25 protein-coding genes are annotated in these 23230 nt (G+C 44.0%); 15 read left to right on the forward strand and 10 right to left on the reverse strand.

What is annotated here, in order from left to right; genetic code table 11:
• Together JN178_RS04205 and JN178_RS04210 are read left to right on the forward strand one after the other, a co-directional pair.
• The gene (locus JN178_RS04205; protein ID WP_202263998.1) at window positions 1–1101 is read left to right on the forward strand and encodes an MbnH family di-heme enzyme; all 1101 of its coding nucleotides are present in this window, start codon (window positions 1–3) and stop codon (window positions 1099–1101) included.
• Window positions 1102–1257: 156 nt separating this feature from the next.
• Window positions 1258–1587: a hypothetical protein gene (locus JN178_RS04210; protein WP_202263999.1), complete on the forward strand. Its 330-nt coding sequence runs from the start codon at window positions 1258–1260 to the stop codon at window positions 1585–1587.
• Window positions 1588–1630: 43 nt separating this feature from the next.
• Here the strand turns inward: JN178_RS04210 and JN178_RS04215 are convergent, their stop codons facing one another.
• Window positions 1631–2287 carry a hypothetical protein gene (locus JN178_RS04215; protein ID WP_202264000.1) on the reverse strand — a complete coding sequence of 219 codons (657 nt, stop codon included), beginning with the start codon at window positions 2285–2287 and terminating at the stop codon, window positions 1631–1633.
• Window positions 2288–2545: 258 nt separating this feature from the next.
• On the opposite strand from JN178_RS04215, the gene JN178_RS04220 reads away from it, so the two are divergent.
• From JN178_RS04220 to JN178_RS04260, 9 genes are all read left to right on the forward strand, one after another.
• The gene (locus tag JN178_RS04220; RefSeq protein WP_202264001.1) at window positions 2546–2878 is read left to right on the forward strand and encodes a DUF3718 domain-containing protein; all 333 of its coding nucleotides are present in this window, start codon (window positions 2546–2548) and stop codon (window positions 2876–2878) included.
• 129 nt (window positions 2879–3007) lie between these two features.
• Window positions 3008–3769 carry a LytR/AlgR family response regulator transcription factor gene (locus JN178_RS04225; protein ID WP_202264002.1) on the forward strand — a complete coding sequence of 254 codons (762 nt, stop codon included), beginning with the start codon at window positions 3008–3010 and terminating at the stop codon, window positions 3767–3769.
• A 121-nt stretch (window positions 3770–3890) separates the two neighbouring features.
• On the forward strand, window positions 3891–4268 hold the full coding sequence (locus JN178_RS04230) for a CidA/LrgA family protein (RefSeq protein ID WP_202264003.1): 378 nt from the start codon (window positions 3891–3893) through the stop codon (window positions 4266–4268).
• On the forward strand, window positions 4261–4974 hold the full coding sequence (locus JN178_RS04235) for an LrgB family protein (RefSeq protein WP_202264004.1): 714 nt from the start codon (window positions 4261–4263) through the stop codon (window positions 4972–4974). The genes JN178_RS04230 and JN178_RS04235 overlap by 8 nt, the downstream gene beginning before the upstream one ends.
• Before the next feature lie 180 nt (window positions 4975–5154).
• The gene (locus tag JN178_RS04240) at window positions 5155–6150 is read left to right on the forward strand and encodes a response regulator (RefSeq protein WP_202264005.1); all 996 of its coding nucleotides are present in this window, start codon (window positions 5155–5157) and stop codon (window positions 6148–6150) included.
• Window positions 6150–6638 carry a PAS domain-containing protein gene (locus JN178_RS04245; protein ID WP_159623788.1) on the forward strand — a complete coding sequence of 163 codons (489 nt, stop codon included), beginning with the start codon at window positions 6150–6152 and terminating at the stop codon, window positions 6636–6638. Before JN178_RS04240 ends, JN178_RS04245 begins: the two co-directional genes overlap by 1 nt.
• Window positions 6639–6837: 199 nt before the next feature.
• Window positions 6838–8547: an Lcl domain-containing protein gene (locus JN178_RS04250; protein ID WP_442859693.1), complete on the forward strand. Its 1710-nt coding sequence runs from the start codon at window positions 6838–6840 to the stop codon at window positions 8545–8547.
• Between the two features lie 2 nt (window positions 8548–8549).
• Window positions 8550–9086 carry an Lcl C-terminal domain-containing protein gene (locus JN178_RS04255; RefSeq protein WP_202264007.1) on the forward strand — a complete coding sequence of 179 codons (537 nt, stop codon included), beginning with the start codon at window positions 8550–8552 and terminating at the stop codon, window positions 9084–9086.
• A gap of 228 nt (window positions 9087–9314) precedes the next feature.
• A complete protein-coding gene (locus JN178_RS04260; RefSeq protein WP_159623831.1) occupies window positions 9315–10109 on the forward strand; it encodes a DUF2884 family protein in 795 nt (264 codons plus the stop codon).
• A 16-nt stretch (window positions 10110–10125) separates the two neighbouring features.
• Here JN178_RS04260 and JN178_RS04265 read toward each other — a convergent pair whose 3' ends face one another.
• The 6 genes from JN178_RS04265 to JN178_RS04290 all read right to left on the reverse strand — a co-directional run bounded on the left by JN178_RS04265 (window position 10126) and on the right by JN178_RS04290 (window position 16185).
• Window positions 10126–10932 carry a hypothetical protein gene (locus JN178_RS04265; RefSeq protein WP_202264008.1) on the reverse strand — a complete coding sequence of 269 codons (807 nt, stop codon included), beginning with the start codon at window positions 10930–10932 and terminating at the stop codon, window positions 10126–10128.
• A gap of 174 nt (window positions 10933–11106) precedes the next feature.
• A complete protein-coding gene (locus JN178_RS04270) occupies window positions 11107–11994 on the reverse strand; it encodes a LysR family transcriptional regulator (RefSeq protein ID WP_202264009.1) in 888 nt (295 codons plus the stop codon).
• A gap of 165 nt (window positions 11995–12159) precedes the next feature.
• A complete protein-coding gene (gene hemW / locus JN178_RS04275) occupies window positions 12160–13299 on the reverse strand; it encodes a radical SAM family heme chaperone HemW (protein ID WP_202264010.1) in 1140 nt (379 codons plus the stop codon).
• Window positions 13292–13894: an XTP/dITP diphosphatase gene (locus JN178_RS04280; RefSeq protein ID WP_159623784.1), complete on the reverse strand. Its 603-nt coding sequence runs from the start codon at window positions 13892–13894 to the stop codon at window positions 13292–13294. The genes hemW and JN178_RS04280 overlap by 8 nt, the downstream gene beginning before the upstream one ends.
• 232 nt (window positions 13895–14126) lie before the next feature.
• A complete protein-coding gene (srmB, locus tag JN178_RS04285; RefSeq protein WP_202264011.1) occupies window positions 14127–15353 on the reverse strand; it encodes an ATP-dependent RNA helicase SrmB in 1227 nt (408 codons plus the stop codon).
• A 73-nt stretch (window positions 15354–15426) separates the two neighbouring features.
• A complete protein-coding gene (locus tag JN178_RS04290; RefSeq protein WP_232369690.1) occupies window positions 15427–16185 on the reverse strand; it encodes a hypothetical protein in 759 nt (252 codons plus the stop codon).
• A 282-nt stretch (window positions 16186–16467) separates the two neighbouring features.
• Here JN178_RS04290 and JN178_RS04295 point away from each other — a divergent pair, with 282 nt between their 5' ends.
• On the forward strand, window positions 16468–17127 hold the full coding sequence (locus JN178_RS04295; RefSeq protein WP_202264012.1) for a DUF2975 domain-containing protein: 660 nt from the start codon (window positions 16468–16470) through the stop codon (window positions 17125–17127).
• A gap of 1 nt (window position 17128) precedes the next feature.
• Window positions 17129–17335, forward strand: coding sequence for a helix-turn-helix domain-containing protein (locus JN178_RS04300; protein ID WP_202264013.1), 207 nt, complete (start codon window positions 17129–17131; stop codon window positions 17333–17335).
• Window positions 17336–17349: 14 nt separating this feature from the next.
• Here the strand turns inward: JN178_RS04300 and JN178_RS04305 are convergent, their stop codons facing one another.
• Window positions 17350–18369, reverse strand: coding sequence for a WD40 repeat domain-containing protein (locus tag JN178_RS04305; RefSeq protein WP_232369691.1), 1020 nt, complete (start codon window positions 18367–18369; stop codon window positions 17350–17352).
• Window positions 18370–18397: 28 nt separating this feature from the next.
• Window positions 18398–19519, reverse strand: coding sequence for a CCA tRNA nucleotidyltransferase (locus JN178_RS04310; protein ID WP_202264014.1), 1122 nt, complete (start codon window positions 19517–19519; stop codon window positions 18398–18400).
• A gap of 208 nt (window positions 19520–19727) precedes the next feature.
• On the opposite strand from JN178_RS04310, the gene JN178_RS04315 reads away from it, so the two are divergent.
• Both JN178_RS04315 and JN178_RS04320 read left to right on the forward strand, forming a co-directional pair.
• Window positions 19728–20639 carry an ExeA family protein gene (locus tag JN178_RS04315; protein ID WP_202264015.1) on the forward strand — a complete coding sequence of 304 codons (912 nt, stop codon included), beginning with the start codon at window positions 19728–19730 and terminating at the stop codon, window positions 20637–20639.
• Window positions 20632–21747 carry a general secretion pathway protein GspB gene (locus JN178_RS04320; RefSeq protein WP_202264016.1) on the forward strand — a complete coding sequence of 372 codons (1116 nt, stop codon included), beginning with the start codon at window positions 20632–20634 and terminating at the stop codon, window positions 21745–21747. The genes JN178_RS04315 and JN178_RS04320 overlap by 8 nt, the downstream gene beginning before the upstream one ends.
• Before the next feature lie 84 nt (window positions 21748–21831).
• Here JN178_RS04320 and JN178_RS04325 read toward each other — a convergent pair whose 3' ends face one another.
• Window positions 21832–23037 carry an HD-GYP domain-containing protein gene (locus JN178_RS04325; RefSeq protein WP_202264017.1) on the reverse strand — a complete coding sequence of 402 codons (1206 nt, stop codon included), beginning with the start codon at window positions 23035–23037 and terminating at the stop codon, window positions 21832–21834.
• Between the last annotated feature and the right edge of the window lie 193 nt (window positions 23038–23230).

Here is a 23230-nt window from a genome sequence, read left to right on the forward strand (position 1 = left end):
ATGGTGAGTAATTTTCGTGGTATTAAGCCGTTGTTATTGGCAACGTTGCTGCTTGTTTTGTTTGCTTGCAGCAAAGCGCCTACGCCTTACACATGGCCGCTACCCGACTATGTACCTAAGCCCGTGGTACCTAAAGATAACCCCATGACAGAAGAAAGCGTTTTACTTGGTAAAACGCTATTTTTTGATACTGCATTAAGTGGCAACAACACGTTATCTTGTAGCAGTTGTCATGCTCCTGAATACGCCTTTGCAGAACCCAAGCCGGTGTCAATTGGCGCAGCGGGTGATGCATTAAATCGCAATGCTCTGGCGCTAGTTAACGTTGCCTACAATGCAACTTTTACGTGGGCGCATAACAATCTAGAAAGCATTGAAAAGCAAATTATGATCCCGCTGTTTAACGAGCATCCTATTGAGATGGGCGTTACAGGCAACGAACAGCAAATTTTAGCGCGCTTAAATACCCCCGTTTACCAGCAACTATTTGAACAAGCTTATAGTACAAAAGCCCCTACGATGGACGCGGTGGTGAAGGCGCTGGCCAACTATGTTCGAAGTTTGGTGTCGTTTAATAGTGCGTTTGACGATTATGCCTATGCTGGCAACGATGACGCATTAACCGCCCAGCAAATAGAAGGGCTAAACCTGTTTTTTTCTGAGCGCACAGAGTGCTTTCATTGTCATGGTGGGGTTAACTTTACCCAGTCTTCTAAACACAGCTTTCAGGCATTTGCTGTACAGCCATTTCATAACACAGGGTTATACAATGAAGATGGAAAGGGCAGTTATCCCGCCTCAGACATGGGGCTTTACAGCGTAAGTCACAATAAAGAAGATATGGGGAAGTTCAGGGCACCAACGTTGCGTAATATTGCCTTAACCGCGCCTTACATGCACGACGGCAGTATTGGTAGTCTTGAAGAGGTTGTCGAGTTTTATGCCCGTGGTGGAAACAAAGCTAACGAACTAAACCCGTATCGCAGCCCATTTATTAAAGGTTTTTCCCTTTCAGAATCTGAAAAAGCAGCGCTCGTTGCTTTTTTGAACAGCTTGACTGACGAAAAGTTTTTAAAAACCCATAATAGGCACAAAAATTAGTGTTTTTTTACTCAATTGCTACATTTTGTGGTTATACTTTGTACTTACATATCAACCAAATGCTTATGTGCTGTTTGTTAACATCGTGATAAACTCAGTCAATTACAAAAGTTGTTAACATAATAAAAAAGCAGGTAAGTGGTCGCGGAGATGAAAATGACTGAAAAACCTTTTATTACTAGTGGTCGAAATACCATCATTCATAAAATAAGAAAATTGGATCTATTGGTAATCAATGGTGACGAGCATCCGCCAGTTCTTGTAACCTACAAGGGCATTAAAGAGTATGAAGGCAAAGTGCCTGAAAATAAGCGCGATGCAAAGATGATGGACATGGAATTGGTTGACGTTACAACCAGCGACGTATTTGGTGACGAGAAAACATTGCTGTTTATTCAAACATTGAACGGCAAAGAGTACAAAATTGATTATTCAAAAATTGGTACTAGCATGTTCATCAAAATTCACCAAGACAGCACGTTCTAATAACGTAGAGTGTGTGTTGTACACACCTGTTTTGTTTATGGGGTTAGGCAATCTGGCCCCAGTTGTCTGCAGTTAATGAATTAAACCCTCTAATCATTTTTCCTTTCCCTTTAAACTGCACATAGCGTTTTTTGAAAATATTAAATCTACAAATGTCGACGGGTGTGACTTCCGACGCATTAACACCTGAAATGACGCCTGCCGTTTTTAAGCCCTCAGCGATTAGCTCAGAACAAAACCAGCTATCAAAATCTTCTTGATTGTATGTAATGCCGCCAAACACAGGATGGTCGTCCAGCGCATCAACAGCCGAACCAAACAATTGCCATACATCATAAGGCTTACCGTCTTGTTCAACCATGAAGTCAAAAAAATGTTTTCTGTTTTGCTCAAATACACTGCGCGAGGTGTCTGACAATGGTAACCACCATAAGTCACCGTCATAGGAAGAAATGCGCTCGCTCAAACGGTTTGTCATAACACCGCGCTTGCCATTAAACGAGGTGGCTTCCATAACGTGATTAAAGTAGCGGTTTGATTCGTCGCGCATTTTTGTTTTTGTGACAATGGCAACATGCGTCACAACTGAGCGGGTAGTGAGTTTAGTCCAACGTGAGAATAGGCTATTGCCGCCAAATGCAATGATATCACCAGGCTGCATGTGTTCTCTAATGTGATGGTATTGCTGTTGCTCTAACATAATCCTTCACTGGTGTCGTTTTTATAATGGTGAGGATACATCTTTTTGGGCGAATGTTTCAAAGTGTGTGTTAAGCACGACTAATAACAGTTTAGCCCGATTATTAAACCTCGCAAATTGTGCACTTGTCGCAACGTCGCAAATAGCGGGGCTTTAACGAATTTATAGCGTGATGTTCACAAAGTTTCACTAATTTAATGGTGCGGAGGCAAAAAGAGGTAGTCACCGCGTTGCCGAATATTATCAGAGGAACTTGTTATGTTTATGTCACGCCGCGTTACTAAAATTACCCTAATCGGTCTTACTTTTGCTGTAGGTGCTACTGCTACTGCAGCACAAGCTGGTGGTTACCCTAAAGAAATGGAAAACGATTTAATTGCTGTTTGCGAAGCCGTAAAAAGCGATAGCCGTTTAAAACTAGACCGCGCTGTAAAAGCGACGGGTTTGAGCATGCGAGACCTGCACGAAGGTTTGGTATGTAACGGAGAAGATATGATTACGTTTGCGCTAACACATAACGCAACGAAAAACGGTGCGCTTATAGCGCGACGAGTCAGTGCAGAGCCAAGTGTGCTAACTGCTAAGCGATAGATACTGTGTTTTTAACCCTGGCGATTTGGGCTGCAAAGCCTGCAGCTCCTTTTTCACCCAGGCTTTATACGCGCTTATCCGCATTAGTGGGTAGCAAATTACATTATTAGCGTATGCAAGGGAAAGCAGATGATCGCACTGGTTTTCTTACAATCACTTTCTCAACAACAGGCACTTGTTGATATTCTGCGTAAGATCAACATTTTCTCGCAGATCTTTGAAGCTGAGTCGACAGGGCATTGTTTAGCGTTAGCCGAGAAACATCCAAACTCAATAGGGTTTTATTCTGTCGCGCAGTCGAGTCGGAATTTAGCCTCTCGATACTGGATTGCCGTTGGCGAAAAAGACCATGAAGCACTGCTGGCTTTTCAGCACAATGCGTCTAGCTTCGTTATTCACCCATTTGACGATGAGCAAGTCGCACAGGCTATTTACCGTGTACAAGACAAATACCACTACTATGAACGTGGATACCAATTTAACTTATTGGTAGAAGGGTTATGCAAACAGTATGGTGTTACAGAATCTGCCTTACTTGCCACACTTCGACGTCAACTCTCACAACACAAAGAGCCCAGTGTTGTTGGTATTCGTTCTGAAAATGGTTGGTGTTGCCTAGACCCTGCCGAAATTAAGTGGATTGAAGCGGCTGGCGACTATATGTGTGTGCAAACCTTGTCGGAAAACATTGTTGTGCGAACCACACTTTGCGACTTACTAAAACGCTTAGGCGAGCAGCATTTTAAACGCTGTAATCGCTCTGTGGCAGTTAACGCAAAACACGTAGCTCACTTAGAGCAAAAGTACAATCAACAGCGCGTTATCATGCAAGGCGGAGAGGCGTTTAAAATAACCCATAAATACTACTACCAATTTTGGCAAACAAGGTAATTGTCTGCGCTTTTACCCGCGAAGTATCATTGTCTTAAGACCATGGTCGTGCTGGTAGAGCAAGCACTAAATCGCTACACTCTTTGGTTACAATTAGCGGCCTAAGAGAAATAGAAAAAACGTGCGACAATTCCTTCACTATGTAGTGGGTGGTGCACTAGTGTTTAGTGCTTATTACCTTAGCCTATTCATCGTGCACGTCACTGCTTTACCTATTCCGGCACCACTACTTGGCCTATTACTCTTGTTAGGCGTGCTGTTTGCCGCGCCCTCGTTCGAGCGTCATGTCGCTAAATTCGCACTTTTCCCTCTTAAGCACATGTCACTATTATTTGTTCCTGCCGTATTGGGTGTTTCGCTTTACTGGGCAGATATTGTAGAAAATGCTTTAGGCCTATTTATCGCTATTGTTTTAACTACCGCGGTAAGCCTTGGGACGACGGCATGGTTTTCTCAGCGTCTGTTTATCAAAAAAGGTGACAGTAGCCCTTATGATTGACGCTCTTCAACACGCATTTAGTATTAAGGGAATGGCTTGGCTATTGGTTTCTATCGTCAGTTATATAATTGCGCTTAAGGTGCATCAGCGTCTGAATAATCATCCCATATCTCACCCGCTCATTATTACCGCCACTTCTGTGGGCTTGTTTTTATTCATTTCACAAACTAGCGTAAGTGACTATCAGTTGCATGCTTCGCTTTTACATTGGCTACTCGGGCCTGTGACAGTGGCTTTGGCTCTGCCTATCTTTCGGCAATGGAAAATACTTAAGCATTACGGATGGCGGTTACTGTTGAGCATTGCTTTTGGTGGCGTAATAGCACCGGTAAGTGCATGGTTTTCACTTTTTTTACTCGATGCACCAGTAGCGATGCAGTTAACTATGCTTGCGAAATCCATCACTACGCCGTTAGCAATGGAAGCGTCTGCGCATATTGGCGGCATTCCTGCGTTGGCGGCGGTTTTTGTGATTGTGACTGGCGTGGTAGGCGCTATCTTGTCAGGGACTGTATTTGCGTTTCTTTCAATTGTGAATAAAAAAGCGCAAGGAATAGCGCTGGGTACGGTTGCACATGCCGTAGGCACTGCCAAAGCAATTCATATGGGAGACGATGTTGCTGCTATGGCAACACTTGGGCTGTGCGTTAATGGTGTCTTTACCGCCTTTGTTCTTCCACTATTATTCAATGCTTACTTTGCTTGAAAACGTAAAAGCTGCTGGCAAATTTCTACAAAAGTGCTATTTGTTAGAGTGATGTTTAGTAGCACAATATAAACAACTGCAAATCGTCTCTTCAGTTAAACGAAGTAATGCCGATACAATGCTAACAATTGAAAATTTCGGTGAAAGCTGGTTTCAAAAACTAGGTGGTAAAAGAGCTTAATGTTTTCTGTTCTCGTCTGCGACGACTCGTTAGTTGCACGTAAACAAGTTGCCAAATGCCTTCCTCAAGATTGGGAAGTTGCGGTGCACTTCGCAAAAAATGGCCAAGAGGCGCTCACTGCACTGGGTGAAGGTAAGGGCGATCTCCTTCTTCTTGACCTCAATATGCCAGTTCTTGATGGTTATGGCACACTGGAGGCAATCAAAAAGCAAGGTCTTAGTACCAAGGTAGTTGTGGTTTCTGGGGATATTCAGCCGGAAGCACACGAGCGCGTTACTGCTTTGGGGGCACTAGACTTTATTCGAAAGCCGGTGGATCCCAAAACACTTGCCGATGTGCTAGATAAGTTCAATATTCTGCATGCCGAAGAAGAAGTTGAAGAAGAAGCTTCGCCGCTCGACCCGGATATCCGCGATTGTTATCAAGAGATAACCAATATTGCTATGGGGCAAGCAGGGGATCACCTTGCGCGCATCATGAATGTGTTTGTTGAATTGCCCATCCCGAATGTAAATCTTATCGAAGTGTCTGAACTTCACATGATGCTTTCTGACATCGAAAGTCACGAACAGGTTACCGCAGTTTGCCAGGGCTTTTTGGGCCCGGGTGTAAGTGGTGAAGCCTTGTGTATTTTAAGTGACTCAAGTTTTGATGATGTTGCTAAAATTCTTAATGTAGAAGGCGAAGTTGACGACCAGTTACAGTTAGAGCTGTTAATGGACGCTGCCAGTATTTTGATTGGAACCTGTTTAACCGGCCTTGCTAATCAGATGGATATTAACTTCAGCCAAGGTCATCCGATTGTATTAGGTCAACACAGGGCAATCACTGAAATAATTAGCATGAATCAAATTAAGTGGAAGCGAACCCTGGCCATTGAGTTGAGCTACGGTTTGGAAGGCTACAATGTGCAGTGTGACCTTATTTTGCTGTTTACTGAAGAGTCGATGAAGATGATGAATTCGAAGCTTGCCCACTTGTTGGAGGACTTTTAATGAGCCAACATTTAGACGAGTTGCAAGAATTCCACTGGATGATGGACATGTTGCAGTCTGTCGACGTGGGTATCGTTGTTCTTGATCGTAACTTTTCTGTGCAAGTGTGGAACGGTTTCATGGAAAGTCACAGTGGTCTTTTGCCCAGTGAAGTTCGCGACAAATCGCTTTTCACCTTGTTCCCCAGTATCAAACAAGATTGGTTTATGAAGAAGGCCAAGCCTGTGTTTGATCTCAAAACCCGTGCATTTATGACATGGGAGCAACGCCCTTATCTATTTAAGTTTCCTAACTATCGGCCGATTACAGGAAGTGAGTCTTTCATGTATCAAAACATCACATTGTCGCCGCTGACTTCAGCGACTGGCAAAGTAGATTATATCAGCATGATGATTTACGACATGACAGATGTGGCAGTAGGTAAAAAGCAATTGGAAGCGCTACAGGTAATGATCTCAGAAGCGCAAGAATCTAAACGCTCGCTCTAACCTACCATGACAGTGGCCATCGTGACATAAAGGGTATAGTTGGCCCGCCATCATCGCCACATTGTTCTAGCTTTAACAAATACATGTTTTTTCGTGTTTAACACGTTAACGTGTGTGGAGAGTTTTTATGCCATTTAGCCATAATACGCATAGCAGCATTGGCGTTATCTTTTTTCGAGCAGTAGCGATTTTTGGGGCAATGTTAATGTTATTTGCCTGTGGTGGTGGCGGTGGCGACAGCAGTTCCGGTGATGGCTCGGGCTCTGGTAATTCTACCCTTGTGGTAAGTGCAGGACCAAATGCCACAGTGACTGAAGGCGTAACGTATACATTGAGTGCTGAAGTTAGCGGCGGTAATGGCACCTATACGTACAACTGGAGCGCTTCACCTTCTCTTACTATTACTCATGAAGATACCAGTTCGCCTGCTGCCAGTTTTGTTGCGCCAGCTGTCAGTAATGCTACGCAATACACGCTTACTGTTTCGGTCAATGATCAAAGCGGTAATACGGCAAGCGACGCAACTGTTATTACTGTAGCACCCGTTAACATTGCGCCAGAAGCCAGTATCGACGTACCGCAATGGGATGGCCTTTCGGCGAATACGTTCCCTGGTGGTGTCGAAATTGTGTTTGATGGTTCAGGCAGTACAGACCCTGATGCGGCATCATCTGAGTCATCTATTTCTGATTACAGCTGGTCTCAAACAAGCGGAACCAATGTAATAAGCGGAGTAGACACAAACCTTTCTACGTTAACTATTGTCACGCCTGTTGCCAACGACTCGCAAACACTTTCTTTTACTTTGATGGTAACCGATTTAGAAGGTGCAACCGATACTGACACAGTAACTATTACGGTTCAGTCGCAGCAAGACACAGTGCCCGTTGTAAATGCGGGATATTCGCAAGGCGTGTTCAGCGGCGAAGTGGTTATCTTGGATGGTGAAGCGAGTACTAGCATTAGTGACGCAGAACCACTTGTTTATTCATGGGAAAGAAGCAATAACATAAGTACCGCTGCGCAATCAGCACAGCAAAACCCCGTTTATAGTAATGCCATTGATGATGATACTGCCCTGTCTACATTTGCCATTGCTCCAATGGTATCGGCCGCGACGGTAGTGACTTACACCCTTACGGTAACCGACGCAAACGGCAATAGTGTTGAGGATACTATTAACGTACAAATTCGCCCTATGCCCACACCGCTTATAAACGATACCGGCTTTTTACAGCAGGCCACTAACGATGCGCTAACACAAGCTCAGCAGAACGACTTTCCCGGTCAAGACGGCCAGCGAGGTGCCGACATCATTGAGCAAAATGGTTTTATTGAAAAAGCGGGAAGGGGCAAGGCTGGGTTTGATTTCACCCGCCTTAATGCCAATGGCGATGAACAAGACGGCTCTGCTGATAGCTGGTCATGTGTTCGCGATAACGTGACAGGGCTTGTGTGGGAAGTGAAAGCCGATGATGGTAGTTTTCAAGATGGTGGATTTACTTATTCGTGGTACAGCGAAGAAGTGAACGGCGGCTTTGAAGGCGATGAAACCGGTGCTAACGCAACTTGTTTACTCACAAACTGCAACACCTCAGCTTATGTGGCCGCTGTTAATGCACAAGGCCTGTGTGGTTTTTATGATTGGCGACTGCCTACTCACCACGAGCTTTTCTCGTTAATGCATTTAGGTATTGCCGACGATGTTGCCATTGATGAAGACTATTTCCCAAATACCGGAAGCGTATCGACAGAGCCTTTATGGTACTGGACGTCAGTGCCAAGCGCAGACGGTGTAAACAGCGATAATGCGCAAAATGCATGGGCATTAGATTTTGACTCTGGTGTGGATAATTTTCTCAATAAATCTACTGCCGCACGAGTACGGTTAGTAAGAGCAGGGCGATAATTATGAAAAAGAGAAAAGAAGGTAAAACATTTTTATCCGCGTTGTTGGTGGCCGCTAGCATGTTGGTTTCACTCGCTGTGAATGCTCAGGAATGTTTGTCTGATGGGTTAGAGACAACCCCTAACGATAACTTTTCTGCGGTAACATCAAGTACCTTGCTAGATACAACAACTGACCTTGTTTGGCGCAGGTGCTCTGAAGGGCAAACGTGGAACGGGTCAACGTGTAGTGGTGAAGCGGTCAAATACACATGGCAGCAGGCACTGCAGTTAGCACAACAAGCAAGTAACGAAGATTTACTAGGTTGGCGATTGCCAAACGTTAAAGAATTAGCCACGCTAACGGAGCGCGACTGCGTGCGTCCCGCCATAAATACTTCACTTTTTCCTGCAACGCCTCCAGACGATTTTTGGACATCAACACCGTCGGTTGATGACCCTGACAGGGCATGGGTAGTGGCGTTTTTTAACGCAAGTCATTCAATAAAAGAGAAAGATCGATTCATTTACGTCAGATTAGTGCGCACGTACACCGAGTAAAATCGACGCGTCGTACCGCGCTTTTTACAGTCAGTAATTGTTGATGAAATGACAAAGCAGACTTAATACTAGTCTTTGGTATAAGATACTTACCTAACACTTTTACTCTGAAAAGCACGCACTATAATGCGTGCTTTCTTTTTAGCTCATGTTCAACCTGATTTTTAGCACGTTAGACTCATGATGGCTTTCATTTTTCCATAAGCTAGCCACAATGTTGTTATGAAAATGATATCGCGCCTAAAGGCTGCACTCTTCACAATTTGTTTGTTCGCTGGACTCTCTACATCGGCGCAGGCTGAGTATACCTGCAACATCGACTTTGCATACGGCATTGCCGTGAACAAAAACCAGCTTAGGGTTATGGATAAGACCCGCACCGTACTTCAAATAAATAATCAGTCTCAACTTTTTATTGGCGGTCGCTGGCAAACATTAGATGATGAACAGCGAAAGTGGCTATACGAGTATTCTTCTGGTTTGCATTATGTAGTGCCAAAAATGATAGTGCTTGCAACAGAAGGTGTCGACTTGGCAATAGATACCATTGAGCATGTGTATTTAGGTTTAGTGGGTAGCGATCACGAAAGCTATGAGCGTTTGAACACGGCCATGAAACGGGTTCAAAATCGCGTTAAAGATAAATTTAGGCACGCCAGTAACCACTATTTCATAGGCCCCGGATCGCTGGAGAGTGTCGATGACTTCGTTGATAGTGAAATTGAAGCGCAATTAGAAGAAGCTATTTCCACGTCTGTTGGTGGTATCTTATCTGCGATTAGTGGCATTAATACGAATAGCGGCGAAGTGAACCAAGAAAAAGTGGCTGAAATAACCCGTCAGCTTAACAATGTTGGTGAACAGTTAGATGTGGGCGATAAAGCCACTACATTGCGAAAGAAAGCTGAATGGTTCTGTGAGAAGTTAAAACGCTTAGATATAGCCGAAGAAAAGCTACGAGAATCAGTGCCAGCGTTTGAGGCTTACAACATTATTACGGTTCAAAAAAGAAAGCCCGATTAAATCGGGCTTTTTTGTATTAATTCGCGGCTTTTAAAAGTATAGGTTTTTTACCTGCAAAGTCTATCCAAGGATTGTCATTAAGCATCTTAGTACCTTGAACACTCGGCTCTTCATATCGCATCACAAAGTGTTCAGGTCCATGTGCGTAGGCAACGACCAATCCGTAATCTGCATCTAGGAAGCCGCCATGTGGAACAAGACCTGGGTAACTAATGCGCCATGCGTGATCATTTATGCCAACGTGAGCCAAGGTTAGTTTACCAACCACATCGTCAGGCAAAACGAAAAACCAAGTCCATGAGCCACCCGACACAATTGTCATAACTTCATCTATACCCACGCCGTTATCAGCACTATTTACATGAAGTTTTCCGAATTTTTCTTGTAAATACTCCTTCACTTCAGTAGTCATTGCCTTCATATCGTATACCTTCGGATATGGCGCAACACCTATTTCAGACGTGGATAAGAACCCGCCTCGGTGTGCTTCTGGTTGGCGCCCAGCCTTAGCTATTTCATTCAATAATTGTCCGCGGTGAAGCGAAAAATAAGACAAGAGCTGTTTGCTTTCATCACTGGTGATTGCACGCTTAGATGATGCCACTAGAATGGGCTTTGCTTCTTCGGGTAAAGGTAATGTGCTTACTCTCACGCCCACTTGCAATAGGTGCTGGTTAACTGCCTTGATACCATGCACATCGTTGCGTCCGTCACTGAATGAAAGTGTAAGCCTGTTATTGGAGATTGTTTGTTCTGCGTGGGCTTTGAATATGCCAGCGTTTAAAACTGTAAATATAAATACTAACCCGAGTACTTTTTTCATTGCTATAGCTCCTATCAAATATCACCATTGAGGTGACTGGTTTATTAGGAGCACAGTTTATGTGTGCTGTAAGTGTCGAAAAACATGACTTGAGTTAACTGATTGTTCACTATTAGTAAACAATGTTTTGGGAAGTCGGTAAAGCGCAATGAGAACAAGAAACGGAGAACGCTGCTAGGTGGATAGGTGACTTGCAAGAAAGTCGATAAAGGTTCTTAATTTAGGGGATTGTTCTTTATGGTAAGGGTACAGTGCGTATAGAGTGTGATTTTCTGATTTCCAATCAGACATAAGCTCCACAACGTGCCCTGCCGCTATAGCGTCGTCCACAATCATCTTAGGCGTTAACGTAACGCCAAGCCCCGAAACGATAGCCTGCCTTAAGCCTAAGCCATTGTTTACAGCATATGAACTTGGTTTCGGGTGAACGGTCTGCGTCTGAGTACCTTTAGTGAAAACCCAACTGCGAGACGATGATAGGGTATAGATAAGACAATTATGAGAAAGAAGATCCTTTGGTTCAGTCAATTTAGGGTTAGCGGCGAGGTATTCGGGAGATGCACATACTACGCGTTCGATATCCAAAAGCTTCCGAGACTTCAAGCTCGAGTCCTTTAGAATTCCACCACCTCTAATAGCGATATCAATGCCCTTTTCCAGTAAGTCCACATAGCTATCATCCATCGTTACTTCTATCGATACGTTGGGATATTGTTTTTGAAAGCGACAAATAATGGGGTTTATTTTAAGAACGCCTAATGTCATAGGGATACTGATTCTTAACGTGCCCCTCAAAACATTCGAGGTCTCGAGTATAGAAAGATCGGCATTAGCCAAATCATTGAGAATAGCCGAGACGTGATTGTAGTATGCCTTCCCACTTTCGGTAATGTGAAGCTTCCGTGTTGTGCGGTTAATAAGTGCAGTTTTTAGCGAGTCTTCTAGCTCGTTAATATTCTTGCTAACTGCTGCTTTAGATAAGTTTAAGTCTTCAGCAGCTGCACTAAAGCTGCCAAGCTCTATCACTCTTCTGAACACTTCAAGCGCTCTTAACTTATCCATAAGCGTTTCCAATTGTTTACTAGTAGTGAATTATTATACCACCAGCCGAACGCTTATCTACTCATGGGAAAACACTGGCATGTTGGGTTTCTTCAAATCAATCCAGCGAGTGTATTTTCCACCGAATAAGATGTTGGAGAGGGCGCATCGGCGCTTGGTCTGGCGCTATACAAAACACGAAAGTAAAGAATTAAGGTATCGTCTGCCTTTATGGGTTACTTGCCAATGGCTGTTATTAGCATTAAGCAAACCTTGTTGCTGTGCATCATCGAGTGCACGCTTAACATCAGTTGACAAACTAATGCCAGTGAAGCTAGTAAAGTCCTCAATAGGGCAGGGTTCAACTAACCTAAAGCGGTTCATAAAAAACTCAAAGGGGAGGTCGTCACTGGCAACCTGCGTTTCGCTATCGAGATATGGACGGCTTATTTCCATATAGCCACGAGGGTGTTTAACTTTTACTGTTCTATGTATCGTGCCATTTTTGTCATCTGTTATTTTGCCATGCGCACCACATCCGATACCAAGATAGTCTCCAAAACGCCAGTAGTTCAAATTATGACGGCATTGATGGCCTGTTTTTGCATAACCTGATATTTCATATTGATGGTAGCCAGCCGCTTCTAAAATCGCGTGACCTTTTTCCTGAATGTCCCATAACACATCGTCATCAGGAAGCTCCGGAGGACGAGAATAAAAAGGCGTGTTTGGCTCAATCGTAAGTTGATACCAAGACAGATGATAAGGGTCTAGCGCAATGCCCTGCTGTAAATCAGCCATTGCATTGTCGACGCTTTGATCTGGCAGGCCATGCATAAGATCCAAATTAAATGTAGGCAGGCCTGCGCTGTGTGCTTGCTTTACGGCATTTTCGGCTTGGCTTTCGTTGTGAATACGACCAAGCACTTTTAGGTGCTTTGGCTGAAAGCTTTGAATACCCACAGATATTCGATTAACGCCAGCTTGATAAAAGCCGGCAAATCGTCCTGCTTCTACCGTACCTGGGTTGGCTTCCATAGTAATTTCAGCGTCATCACTTAAGTTAACCCGTGCTTTTACACCGTTTAAAATATCGGCCATAGCATCAGGGGAAAACAAGCTGGGTGTGCCACCACCAATAAAAATGGTTTCTACTGGACGATCGCCAATGCGCTTGGCGTCAATGGCTAAGTCATCTAATAGGTGAGCAACGTACTCTTTTTCGGGAAGCTCAGATTTAAGCCCGTGAGAGTTGAAATCACAGTAAGGGCACTTCTGCACACACCAAGGTATGTGAATGTAAAGGCTAAGCGGAGGATTACGCAAAGTTGGCTCTCATGCTATCAAGCAAAATGGCCAATGCCTTACCGCGGTGGCTAATGCGGTTCTTTTCTGCTTTTTCAAGTTCTGCAGCGGTACAGCTATGGCTAGGTACAAAGAATACTGGGTCGTAGCCAAAGCCGTCAGTACCAGAGCGCTCGGTAAGTATTTCACCTTCCCATTTTCCTTGGCTAACTAAAGGAACGGGATCATCTGCGTGGCGCATAAACACTAATGTACAGAAGAAATGGGCTTTACGTTTGGCTTCGCCATCAAGCGAAGTTAGCAGCTTGTCGATGTTAGAATCGTCTGTAGCATCAGCGCCAGCATAACGGGCTGAGTAAATACCAGGTGCACCACCAAGAGCATCTACTACTAAGCCTGAGTCGTCAGCGATAGCAGGAAGACCTGTTACCTGTGCCGCATGGCGAGCCTTAATGATGGCATTCTCAACAAAGGTAGTGCCTGTTTCAGGCACATCAGATACCCCTAATTCTTTTTGTGCCACAACGTCTACACCATAATCAGCAAACAGTGACGCAAACTCGCGCACCTTGCCTTGATTACCCGTTGCTAAAACAATTTTTTCTGGGAATTTCACAATATCGGTCTCCTAGCTAACCTGCAAATAACGCATGAACAGTAGCCTATCAAGTGGCTGGAGTTGTAAATTGAGGTGTGGGGTGAGGGATTGCTGGAACAAACCCTCTGCCGCATGGATGCGGCAGCGGAGCGCACACGGACGTGTTTACAGCGTGTTTGTGGAAGCAATCCCTCACCCCACGCCGTCAAACTCCGCTAACGCCTTCTGCCGCTCCCTGATTTAACCTTATTTACTTGCGCTTTTTTGGCTTTGCTTTGCTCTTAGCTTTGTCTTTGGCCTTTACTTTTTTCTTTTTCGGGCCAATCTTTGGTGTTTTGTTTTTGGGGCGAAGCTCATCAATAACACGAGCTTTTAAGGGCTCGCCCATGTAACGCGCTACTTTCGCTATCATTTCAAAGTCGTGTGCTTCAACTAGCGATATTGCTGTGCCCTTGGCGCCAGCACGACCTGTTCTACCAATACGGTGAACGTACACATCGGCTTTGCGCGGCATATCAAAGTTAATTACATGGCTTACGTTTGGTACGTCAATACCGCGTGCAGCAACGTCTGTGGCAAGTAAGATAGGTACTTCACCGCTCTTAAAGCGCGCCAGTGCGGCAATGCGTTTATCTTGTGGCATTTCGCCCTGTAGCCAACACACTGGAATGTCTTTTGACGCCAAAAAGTCTTTTAACATTTGTAGGCGGTCGCGGGTTTTAACAAAAACAACCGCTGTAGTGGTAGCTTCTTGCTGAAGAATATTAACCAACAGGGCTTGCTTGTGATTCATGTCATCAGCAAGGTGATACCACTGGTGAATTTTGTTTTTCTCTTTGCGCGAAGGGTTTGCCTCAATCACTTCTGGATTGTTCAGAATCTCATGAGCAAAGTTTCTTACACCAGCACCTTCTAAGGTAGCTGAAAACAATAAATTCTGTTTGCGCCAGCGTGCTTCCGCTGCAATTTGATTCACCACAGTTGAGAAACCCATGTCTAGCATGCGATCGGCTTCATCAAGAATTAAGCATTCGATATCACGGCAGTCCGCGGTTTCTTTCTCGATGTGTTCAAGTAGGCGACCAGGCGTTGCAACAAGAATGTCTAAGTTTTTGCTCAAGGTTTCTTTGTCGGTACCATAGTTAATACCGCCGGTTATTACACCGCACACAATTTGCGTATGCTTGGTTATAGCTACGGCTTGCTCGTATACCTGAAGCGCTAATTCACGAGTCGGCGTTAAAATTAAAATGCGCGTGGCACCCGGTTGCTTGCGAGGGTAGTCGAGCAAAAACTGGCACGCAGGCAGCAAGAACGCCGCTGTCTTACCTGTACCTGTTGGCGCTGATGCCAAGATATCCCGCCCGTCTAACGCATGAGGTATCACTAATTCTTGTATGCTAGTTGGAGTTTCAAACCCCATATCGGCAACTGCGTGGCACAGTGCTTCGTCTAATTCGAGTTCTTCGAAAGTCATAGTATAAAAAACGCTCTAAATGAATGGGGCGTATTGTAGCATTGCTGCACCAAAACATAGAGAAAAACTGCGTTTAAATTCGAACACCATGGGTAAATACACATTCAGGTGCCAACGGGTTAGCACTATTGGCATTGAGCAACTGTAAGTGGATAAGACTGAGTTTACTTACTTGGTCTTCGCTCAGCTCGCGCGATATTTCAAAGTAGTAGTTCGCATAAGGCGAGTTTAGCTCCCGCAATTCAATGTAGGGGAATTGTCGGTATTTCCAGTGACCTTGTGCGCTAACGGTGGACTCGTCGATTTCAAGAGTAAGTTGATAGGTTCCGTCTTTATTTAAACGTAACCGTTGGCCATCGCCACATTCCTTACTTACGTAGCTACGTACAAGGTCTTGAGCAAGTAAGGTGCCTTTGGGGCGTTTTCCATCAGGAAATAAGAAAACAGCGAGCGAGTTTTTGGTATACCAATGATTACCCTGTGAAAGTGGTTGAACACTATTTATTGGTAAACCATTAGATTGGGCGGCATCGGTAGCGTAGTCGATGGCTTCTGGCGCTTGCAACAACAGTGAGTACAGCAGTGTATTTGAGGTTATGGTAGTAGGGAATTCAAAGTCATTTACTTCAACGTTGAGCCCTTTTTCACTGAGGCTTTCACTTAACGATTGTACTTGCGAAGGCGCTATGTATTTTCCGTAAATATGTACAGTGGGTTTGCTGGTGCAGCCTGCAATGGCTAATAAGCAAAGCAGTAGTCCGATACCGTTAAATACGGTATTAGTGAGTAAGTGCGTTATGTGTTTCGAATAAAGTGTTTTAGATATTGTCACAATGCATCACCCTTATGCTTTTTGAAATTAGACTGGACTTCATCTTTTTGTCATTTGCTTTTGTTACTTGTTTTGGTTTTATGATTACACTTGTAATCCTTGCTTTGTTGTAGCATAGCGATAAGGGATATGAAAGCAAAGTGTTTTTTTGAAATCACATAGTGGTTACTTATTTCTTTGTATTGATAAACAAAAATATTTTATTGTTTATCAATAAAATTTTGTTGTTTTGTAATAAAGTTGCGCTATAGTTGGTGAGTGAATTTTAAACAGGGCTTCGCTATGGACTCGAACACTACAACAACGCCTATATTGGCCTTGCGGTTAAAAAAACTATTTGATGGTGTATTTTATCTTTTTGGTGCTCTGATGATCGTTGGGCTAGTGATGATAGTCGTCGTAGGTCTCAATATTCCGTCTGACCAAGAGGCTCGTCATACAGATATTAATTATCCACTGAATTTTAGGGTATTACCTAGTGATGAAGTCGCGAATGCACCAGAGAATGATACAAATAAGATCAGTGAAATCATACAAGGCCAAGCAGAAATAAAGCTCAACAATACGCTTGGTAAATCGGCTTGGTATATTTCTAACTTTATTTATGTTCTTCAAGCCATTGTTGTGATGATTACGCTTCATTACTTACGAAAGTTGTTCGCTAATTTTGCTCAGCGCCACTACTTTACGCAAGCTAATGCAATGTATATCAGGCGTATCGCATTTATCATTATAGGGAGTTGCGTTGTATACCCTATCGTTATCTATTCTGGTGGATTAATGATTTTGAACGACATTGGCAGCTTTAATGCTCAAATCGAGCTATCTCCCTCAATATCATTACCTATTACCGGACTGATTATAGGGTTGGCGTTGTTGGTGCTTGCGCAGCTATTAGACGAGGCCGTGGAAATTTATAAAGAGCAGACGCTGACAATTTAAAATGAAGAAAACAATAAAAATAAATTTAGATATGGTGATGCTTCAACGAAAAATGTCACTCACTGAGTTGTCAGAAAAAGTGGGTATTACTATGGCCAATCTTTCTACCCTTAAAACAGGAAAAGCAAAGGCAATTCGTTTTAGCACGTTGCTCGCGTTGTGCGAGGCTCTTGACTGCGAGCCGGGTGATTTAATTCAAACGGAGTGACTTATTTATTGGGCTTAAGGTGTAACAATCAACGCTCTGTAATCCCAGCTTTGCAAAACACCGTCAGATGAAAGAGTAACAAGGTCACCGTCGTTGTTTATTGTTAAGGCATGTGTGGTGGCCTCGCTTGAGTAACGTGTTATTTCCCACGATGCTTGCTCTTCGCCGGTATTGGCATTCCACAGGGTTACCACAGATTTAGGTGACGTGGTTACAAGGTACTCACCATTTTCAAGAAATAACCCCTTTCTAAAAAAGCGAAACCGCTCAAAAAACGAAAGTTCTGTAATCACTTCATTGTGGGCAAGGTCAATAATTTCGTGGCTGTTCAGTGCATCAGATATAAAAGCACGTTGTGATTGTGAATCTATCACCGATGCCGTGATGCGACTGCGATAGTGCCGTTGATGAACTACATCATTTTGCGTTAAATCCCATAAGAACCATTGTTTGTCTATACCACCTGCGAATGCGTAGCTTTCGGATGCATACCCCACGTGAAGTACTTTCATTGTATTGTGGCTGAATTGCAAAGCAGTTCCTTGTGCAAAGTCTAACTCGAGTACGGTTCCATCGGTCATACCAACCAGCGCACTGTCGCCCTCGGGGGAAAACTGCATTGATGAAGCCGTAGCACCAGAGTCTTTCCCGTGAAACTGCCAGCTACCTAATATCTTACCCGTATGCAGGTTTATTAATGTGGTACTCCAATACCCTGTAACCGCCAGCCATTTTTTATTGCTTGAGAGTGTGATGATAGCTAGCGCTTCTTGGCCCAGTTCATCCTGACGCCATATATAGCGTTGTTGCTTGCTATTGGTGTCCCACAATGACACAGAATGATCATTATGGATAAAGGCTGCCAAGCTGGCGTCACTAGATAATGCTGCTTGTTTAACAGGAATTTTGGTTAGTCGAGTTTCTTCAACAGGCAATACAGGCGCGTCTTCTTTACAACCTTGTTGCATGACAAGTAGTAAACTAACGATACATGCAGTCAGCGTTTTGCGAACAAGTGCGTCATAACTAAGCATTGGGTTCTCTTGGTGTTTATTATTATTCTTATTCTGTAGCTATTTGTGCAATTGCGGCTAGTCTTGCTTCTTCCAATGCAGGCTTTATAGCAGGCCCTTTTATGCCTTGAGCAATGATCTGTTGAACGTCAACCTGTGTCGCGGCATTTAATGCCAAAAGGATTTGCTCACTGCGTATGTCCCAATTCATACCGTGGTAGTGTGCATAAGGTGCAACAGCATCAAGTACCATTAAAAAGCGCTCTGCTCGTCGCCACGTGTCACACCCATTAAAAAGGGTAAGCAATGACTGAGCTGTATTGTCTTCCTCTAGTAATAACGCCTTAAATTTGCACACTAGCAGCGCGACATCACTCACTTGGTTTTGCACTTTTAGTCGTGTACACAAGCTCTTTACTTCATCTTCAGAGAGGTGTGCGGTTAGTGCCGCAAATCTAACTGTTAGGCTATCTGTGTTACTGCGGGGTTTTATTGTTGCAGACAGAGCCAAGGTTGGTATGGCGTCTTCAATGGTTGGTACAATTTCACAAAACCAGTCTTCAAGCGCGTGTACGTTGCTCAGTACTTGGAAAAATACTTCAGGCGTTTTTTCTTGTAGGCTTCGTTTGGTCTCTTGCCATACCCGTTCCGCCGTGAGACTTTTAAGCTCTCCACTTTTTGCCATCGTTGTCATTAGCGCTTCTGTTTCTTGCGCAATGGTAAACCCTAAATAGGCATAGCGTGTTGCGAATCGTGCCACACGGAATACGCGAAGAGGGTCTTCGCTAAACGCATCAGACACGTGACGTAATATACGACTTTCAAGATCTACTCGACCGTTATACGGGTCGATAATAGTGCCACTGCTATCTTGCGCCATGGCATTCACAGTAAGGTCGCGCCGCATAAGATCTTCTTCCAGCGTGACTGAGGTTGACGCGTCACAAATAAAACCTGTATATCCTTTTCCCGATTTTCTCTCTGTTCGCGCAAGGGCATATTCATCGGAGGTTTTTGGGTGCAAAAATACCGGAAAGTCTTTACCTACCTGCGTATAGCCTTGGCGTAACATTTCGTCTGGCGTTGCGCCCACTACTACATAGTCGCGTTCTGTAATATCGCGATTAAGTAAAGCATCGCGCACTGCACCGCCTACTAAATATACCTGCATGTTACCTCGTACAAACCGAACTGAACTGAAAGAAAAGCGTGGTACTGAATAACCACTAAAGAATAAATATGACGCGAAGTATACCAATCTTAAAGATAATTTCGCAGTGTATGGGCTTTCTGCTCTATTCATTATTGTTTCAGTGCTTTCACTAAGGCCTAGCGTCTGGTAGTTTAATCGTCGTTTTTAACTATTTTTAGCAGCGACCATGTATTTGAATTACTTCGGATTAAGCGATAATCCTTTTTCTATCGCGCCAAACCCCGATTATTTGTATATGAGCCCTAGGCACAAGGAAGCGTTAGCCCATTTAACGTTTGGGCTAAGAGAAAGTGGCGGTTTTGTTATGCTTACTGGTGAAGTAGGTACAGGCAAAACAACTGTGTCGAGAAAGCTACTTCAGCAGCTACCTGATAATACGCAGGTGGCTATGATCTTAAACCCAACGCTTTCTGCGCTTGAGCTTTTGGCAACGGTGTGTGATGAACTTGGGCTTGAGTATCAGCCTCAACAAGCCAGTCTTAAATACTTCACCGACTTAATTCTTAGTAAGTTAGCCGAAAATCATCAAGCGGGTATTAACACGGTATTGATGGTGGACGAGGCGCAACATTTATTACCTGAAGTGCTTGAGCAACTTCGCTTGCTAACCAATTTGGAAACTAACCGTGAAAAGTTACTTAAGGTAGTGCTAATAGGTCAACCAGAACTACAGCAATTACTAAAGCGTAACGAGCTGCGCCAACTCGCGCAGCGTATTACCGCTAGGTACCACCTTCTGCCGCTAACCGCGCCCGAAGTGAGCGCTTACATAGCGCACCGTCTCAGTGTGGCTGATGGTGACATAAGCATTTTCAGTAAGTCGACACTGCGTGCGGTTCATCAAATTACGGGCGGTATACCTCGCGTGATTAACTTGTTGTGCGACAGAGCACTAACATTATCGTTTACTAAGCAACACGCGGTAGTACAAAAGCCCATATTCTTAGCGGCTGCAGAGCAAATCTTAGGTGATGACGTAGTGAGTCAGCGCGTACAAAGTCAACGTAAGTGGGTGTTAGTGGCGACCTTTGTAATAGCAATTCTGTGTGGCTATGGGGTGGGGAGCTTGTATGTCTAATGTAGTTTCAATAGATAAGCTCAAGCCTGGAATGGTGATCGTTCAAATCACTCAACAAAATGGACCGGTAAAAATAAGAAAGTCTGGGCTTGTGACAAGTGAGGCCATGGTGCAGGGCTTGTCTGAAATGGGCGTTCAAGAACTAGAAATCGACCCTGAACAAACCGTAGAAATAGCCCCCGCGGTAGGACAGCATCGCACGCAAACACAAGCGTTACTTCGTGGTCAGCACGACACGTCTGCTAAATTCGATAAATCGCTTAACGAGCAGTTTAACCGTAGCCTATTCCTGCCAACTGTCGAAAGCTTACCTTCTGCTTGGAAAATATACAGTAAGCAGGTGGCAACGTTTGCCATTGTCATCTTAGGTGGTTTGGCTATTGGGTTTACGGGGGCAACAACCGAGCGCTGGTGGCCTGTTATCACAGGTAAATTGTCAGAAAATTCTGTAGCCCAAAGTGTTCCACCCGCCTCAGATGTTGCGCCTAGTGGGCCTACCAGTGAAAAAGCGGCCTCAAATAATGATAGTGGACAAGTTGCTAAAGGCGATTTGAGTAGAGTAGCAAAAACAGCGACTGAATCGGGTACAAATTTAGATACTCCCTCAGCGGGTAGCTTGTCAGAACAGGGGGTTCAAAACAGCGCGCTTGAATCTGCGCAAGTACCTTCTGTCAATAATACGCCCGAGGCTCAGCCTGAAACACCAGACAGTGACTATGAGGGAAGAGTACTAAATGACGGGCAAAGTAATTCAGATGTATCGGTGTCGCCTGAATTGATGGCAAAATTCAACGCTGCGGTAAAAGCGCTAGACTCGCAAGCTCGCGACGATACTGAAGAAGCTGAGATTCCCGTAACGACAAGAGATGACATCCCGCGTGTAGATCAACTTCCAGTGCGACTTTTAACGCGTCTACCCACCATGAACTTTAGTGCGCACATGTATGCGTCGCGCCCAGCTGATAGGTGGGTACGTGTGAACGGCCGACAAATGGGAGAAGGCGAGTGGATTGCTGATAAGGTGCAAATTATCAACATTGAAGCCCAGCGTGTTGTGCTGTCTTTTGAAGATGAGCTATTTACTATGGCGGCATTAACCGACTGGTAAACGCTATCTTAATCGAAAAAAAGGCCACATGCGTTTATCGCTGTGGCCTTTTTTAATTTTATTGACGACTAAGTCAGATGAAATCTAAATAGGCATTTGGTTTACAAAGACATCTTTAAAAAACTTTGGAAGGTTTAAATTGAATTCTTCTGGCCTAACACCTGATACGATTTCATCGTCGTGGACGGCTAAGTCTATGCGCTTCACTTCATTAAAATGTTGTGATGTAACACTGTAGAACGTCATTATCTGAGGACTCACAGGAGCTTTCGGATTTGCTCTACTTACAATGCCTAATTTTCCACTTTTAAGTCTTACAAGTGAACCTACTGGGTGAACGCCAATACATTGAATAAACTGTTTTACTAGGTCTTGGTCGAGATGTTCTGAATTGGTCAAGCGTTTGAGTGCCTGCGACGGTGTAATGCTGTCTTTGTGTTGACGGTTAGACGTCATGGCATCGTACGCGTCTACAATAGCTGCAATACGCGCAAATTCACTTATCTCTTCACCAGCAAGGCCTTTCGGATAGCCGCTGCCATCTATACGTTCGTGATGCTGTTCAACAATGTTAAGAGATAAGTCTGATATTTCGCCGCATTGCTCGACAAGGTCTACACCGATTTCCACATGGGTCTTCATGACTTCCCAATCGTCACTAGAGAACTTTCCAGTGTTATTTCGTATTTCATCTGGAAGCGACGACATGCCAATATCCATCAGCAAAATGCCTAAGCTAACTTGTTCTATGGTATCTCTGTCATAACCGAGGTACTCGCAAAATATACCGCCTAAAATGCTGCAATTTATTGAGTGTTCCAATAAGTACTTATCGGTTTCTTTTATCATCGTCAAACAGCTAAGCGCGTCTTTATTGTCAAAAACACTCTCTATTAAGCTTTCAGACAACGACTCCATGGGCGATAAGTCTTTTACTGCACCGTTTTTAAGGCCTTTCAAAAAACTGCTTTGTATTGTGAGCGCATTTTCGTAAAGATCGCTCGCCTCGCTAATGGATTCTCTGCCAACGGGCTTGGCAACTGCTCTAGGGCGGTCTTCTTTGACTTCATCTTGAGGTGCAGGCGGAGGCGTTGGGGTCTTTTTTTCTGGCAATTTTGATTTTGCCATATCAACTTCAAGCAATAAGATCCCTTTTGCTCTCAAGGTATCAATTATGGCTTGAGTTTTGACAATGCCCTTCGAGCGCATTTTAAGCGCTCCAGTTTGTTCAAGTACTTGATTGACGTACATCCCTGGTATCAATTCATCAATGGGTACTTGTTCTAGCATTATCTCTCCTGTAAGTCTTGGTACGACGGCTTTATACTAATTACAATAGGTGTGAATGCTACGATAATCCACTGAAAAAGGTGAGTTCTTTCGTCTTTTTTTTAACTCAATTAGACTTAGTATATGCGAAAAAAAACGACATACACAGCGTTTAGCTTTCTGTATATGCCGTTATTGATGTGCTTAGCTGGTT

The organism is Alteromonas sp. KC3 (assembly GCF_016756315.1).
Taxonomy (GTDB): domain Bacteria; phylum Pseudomonadota; class Gammaproteobacteria; order Enterobacterales; family Alteromonadaceae; genus Alteromonas.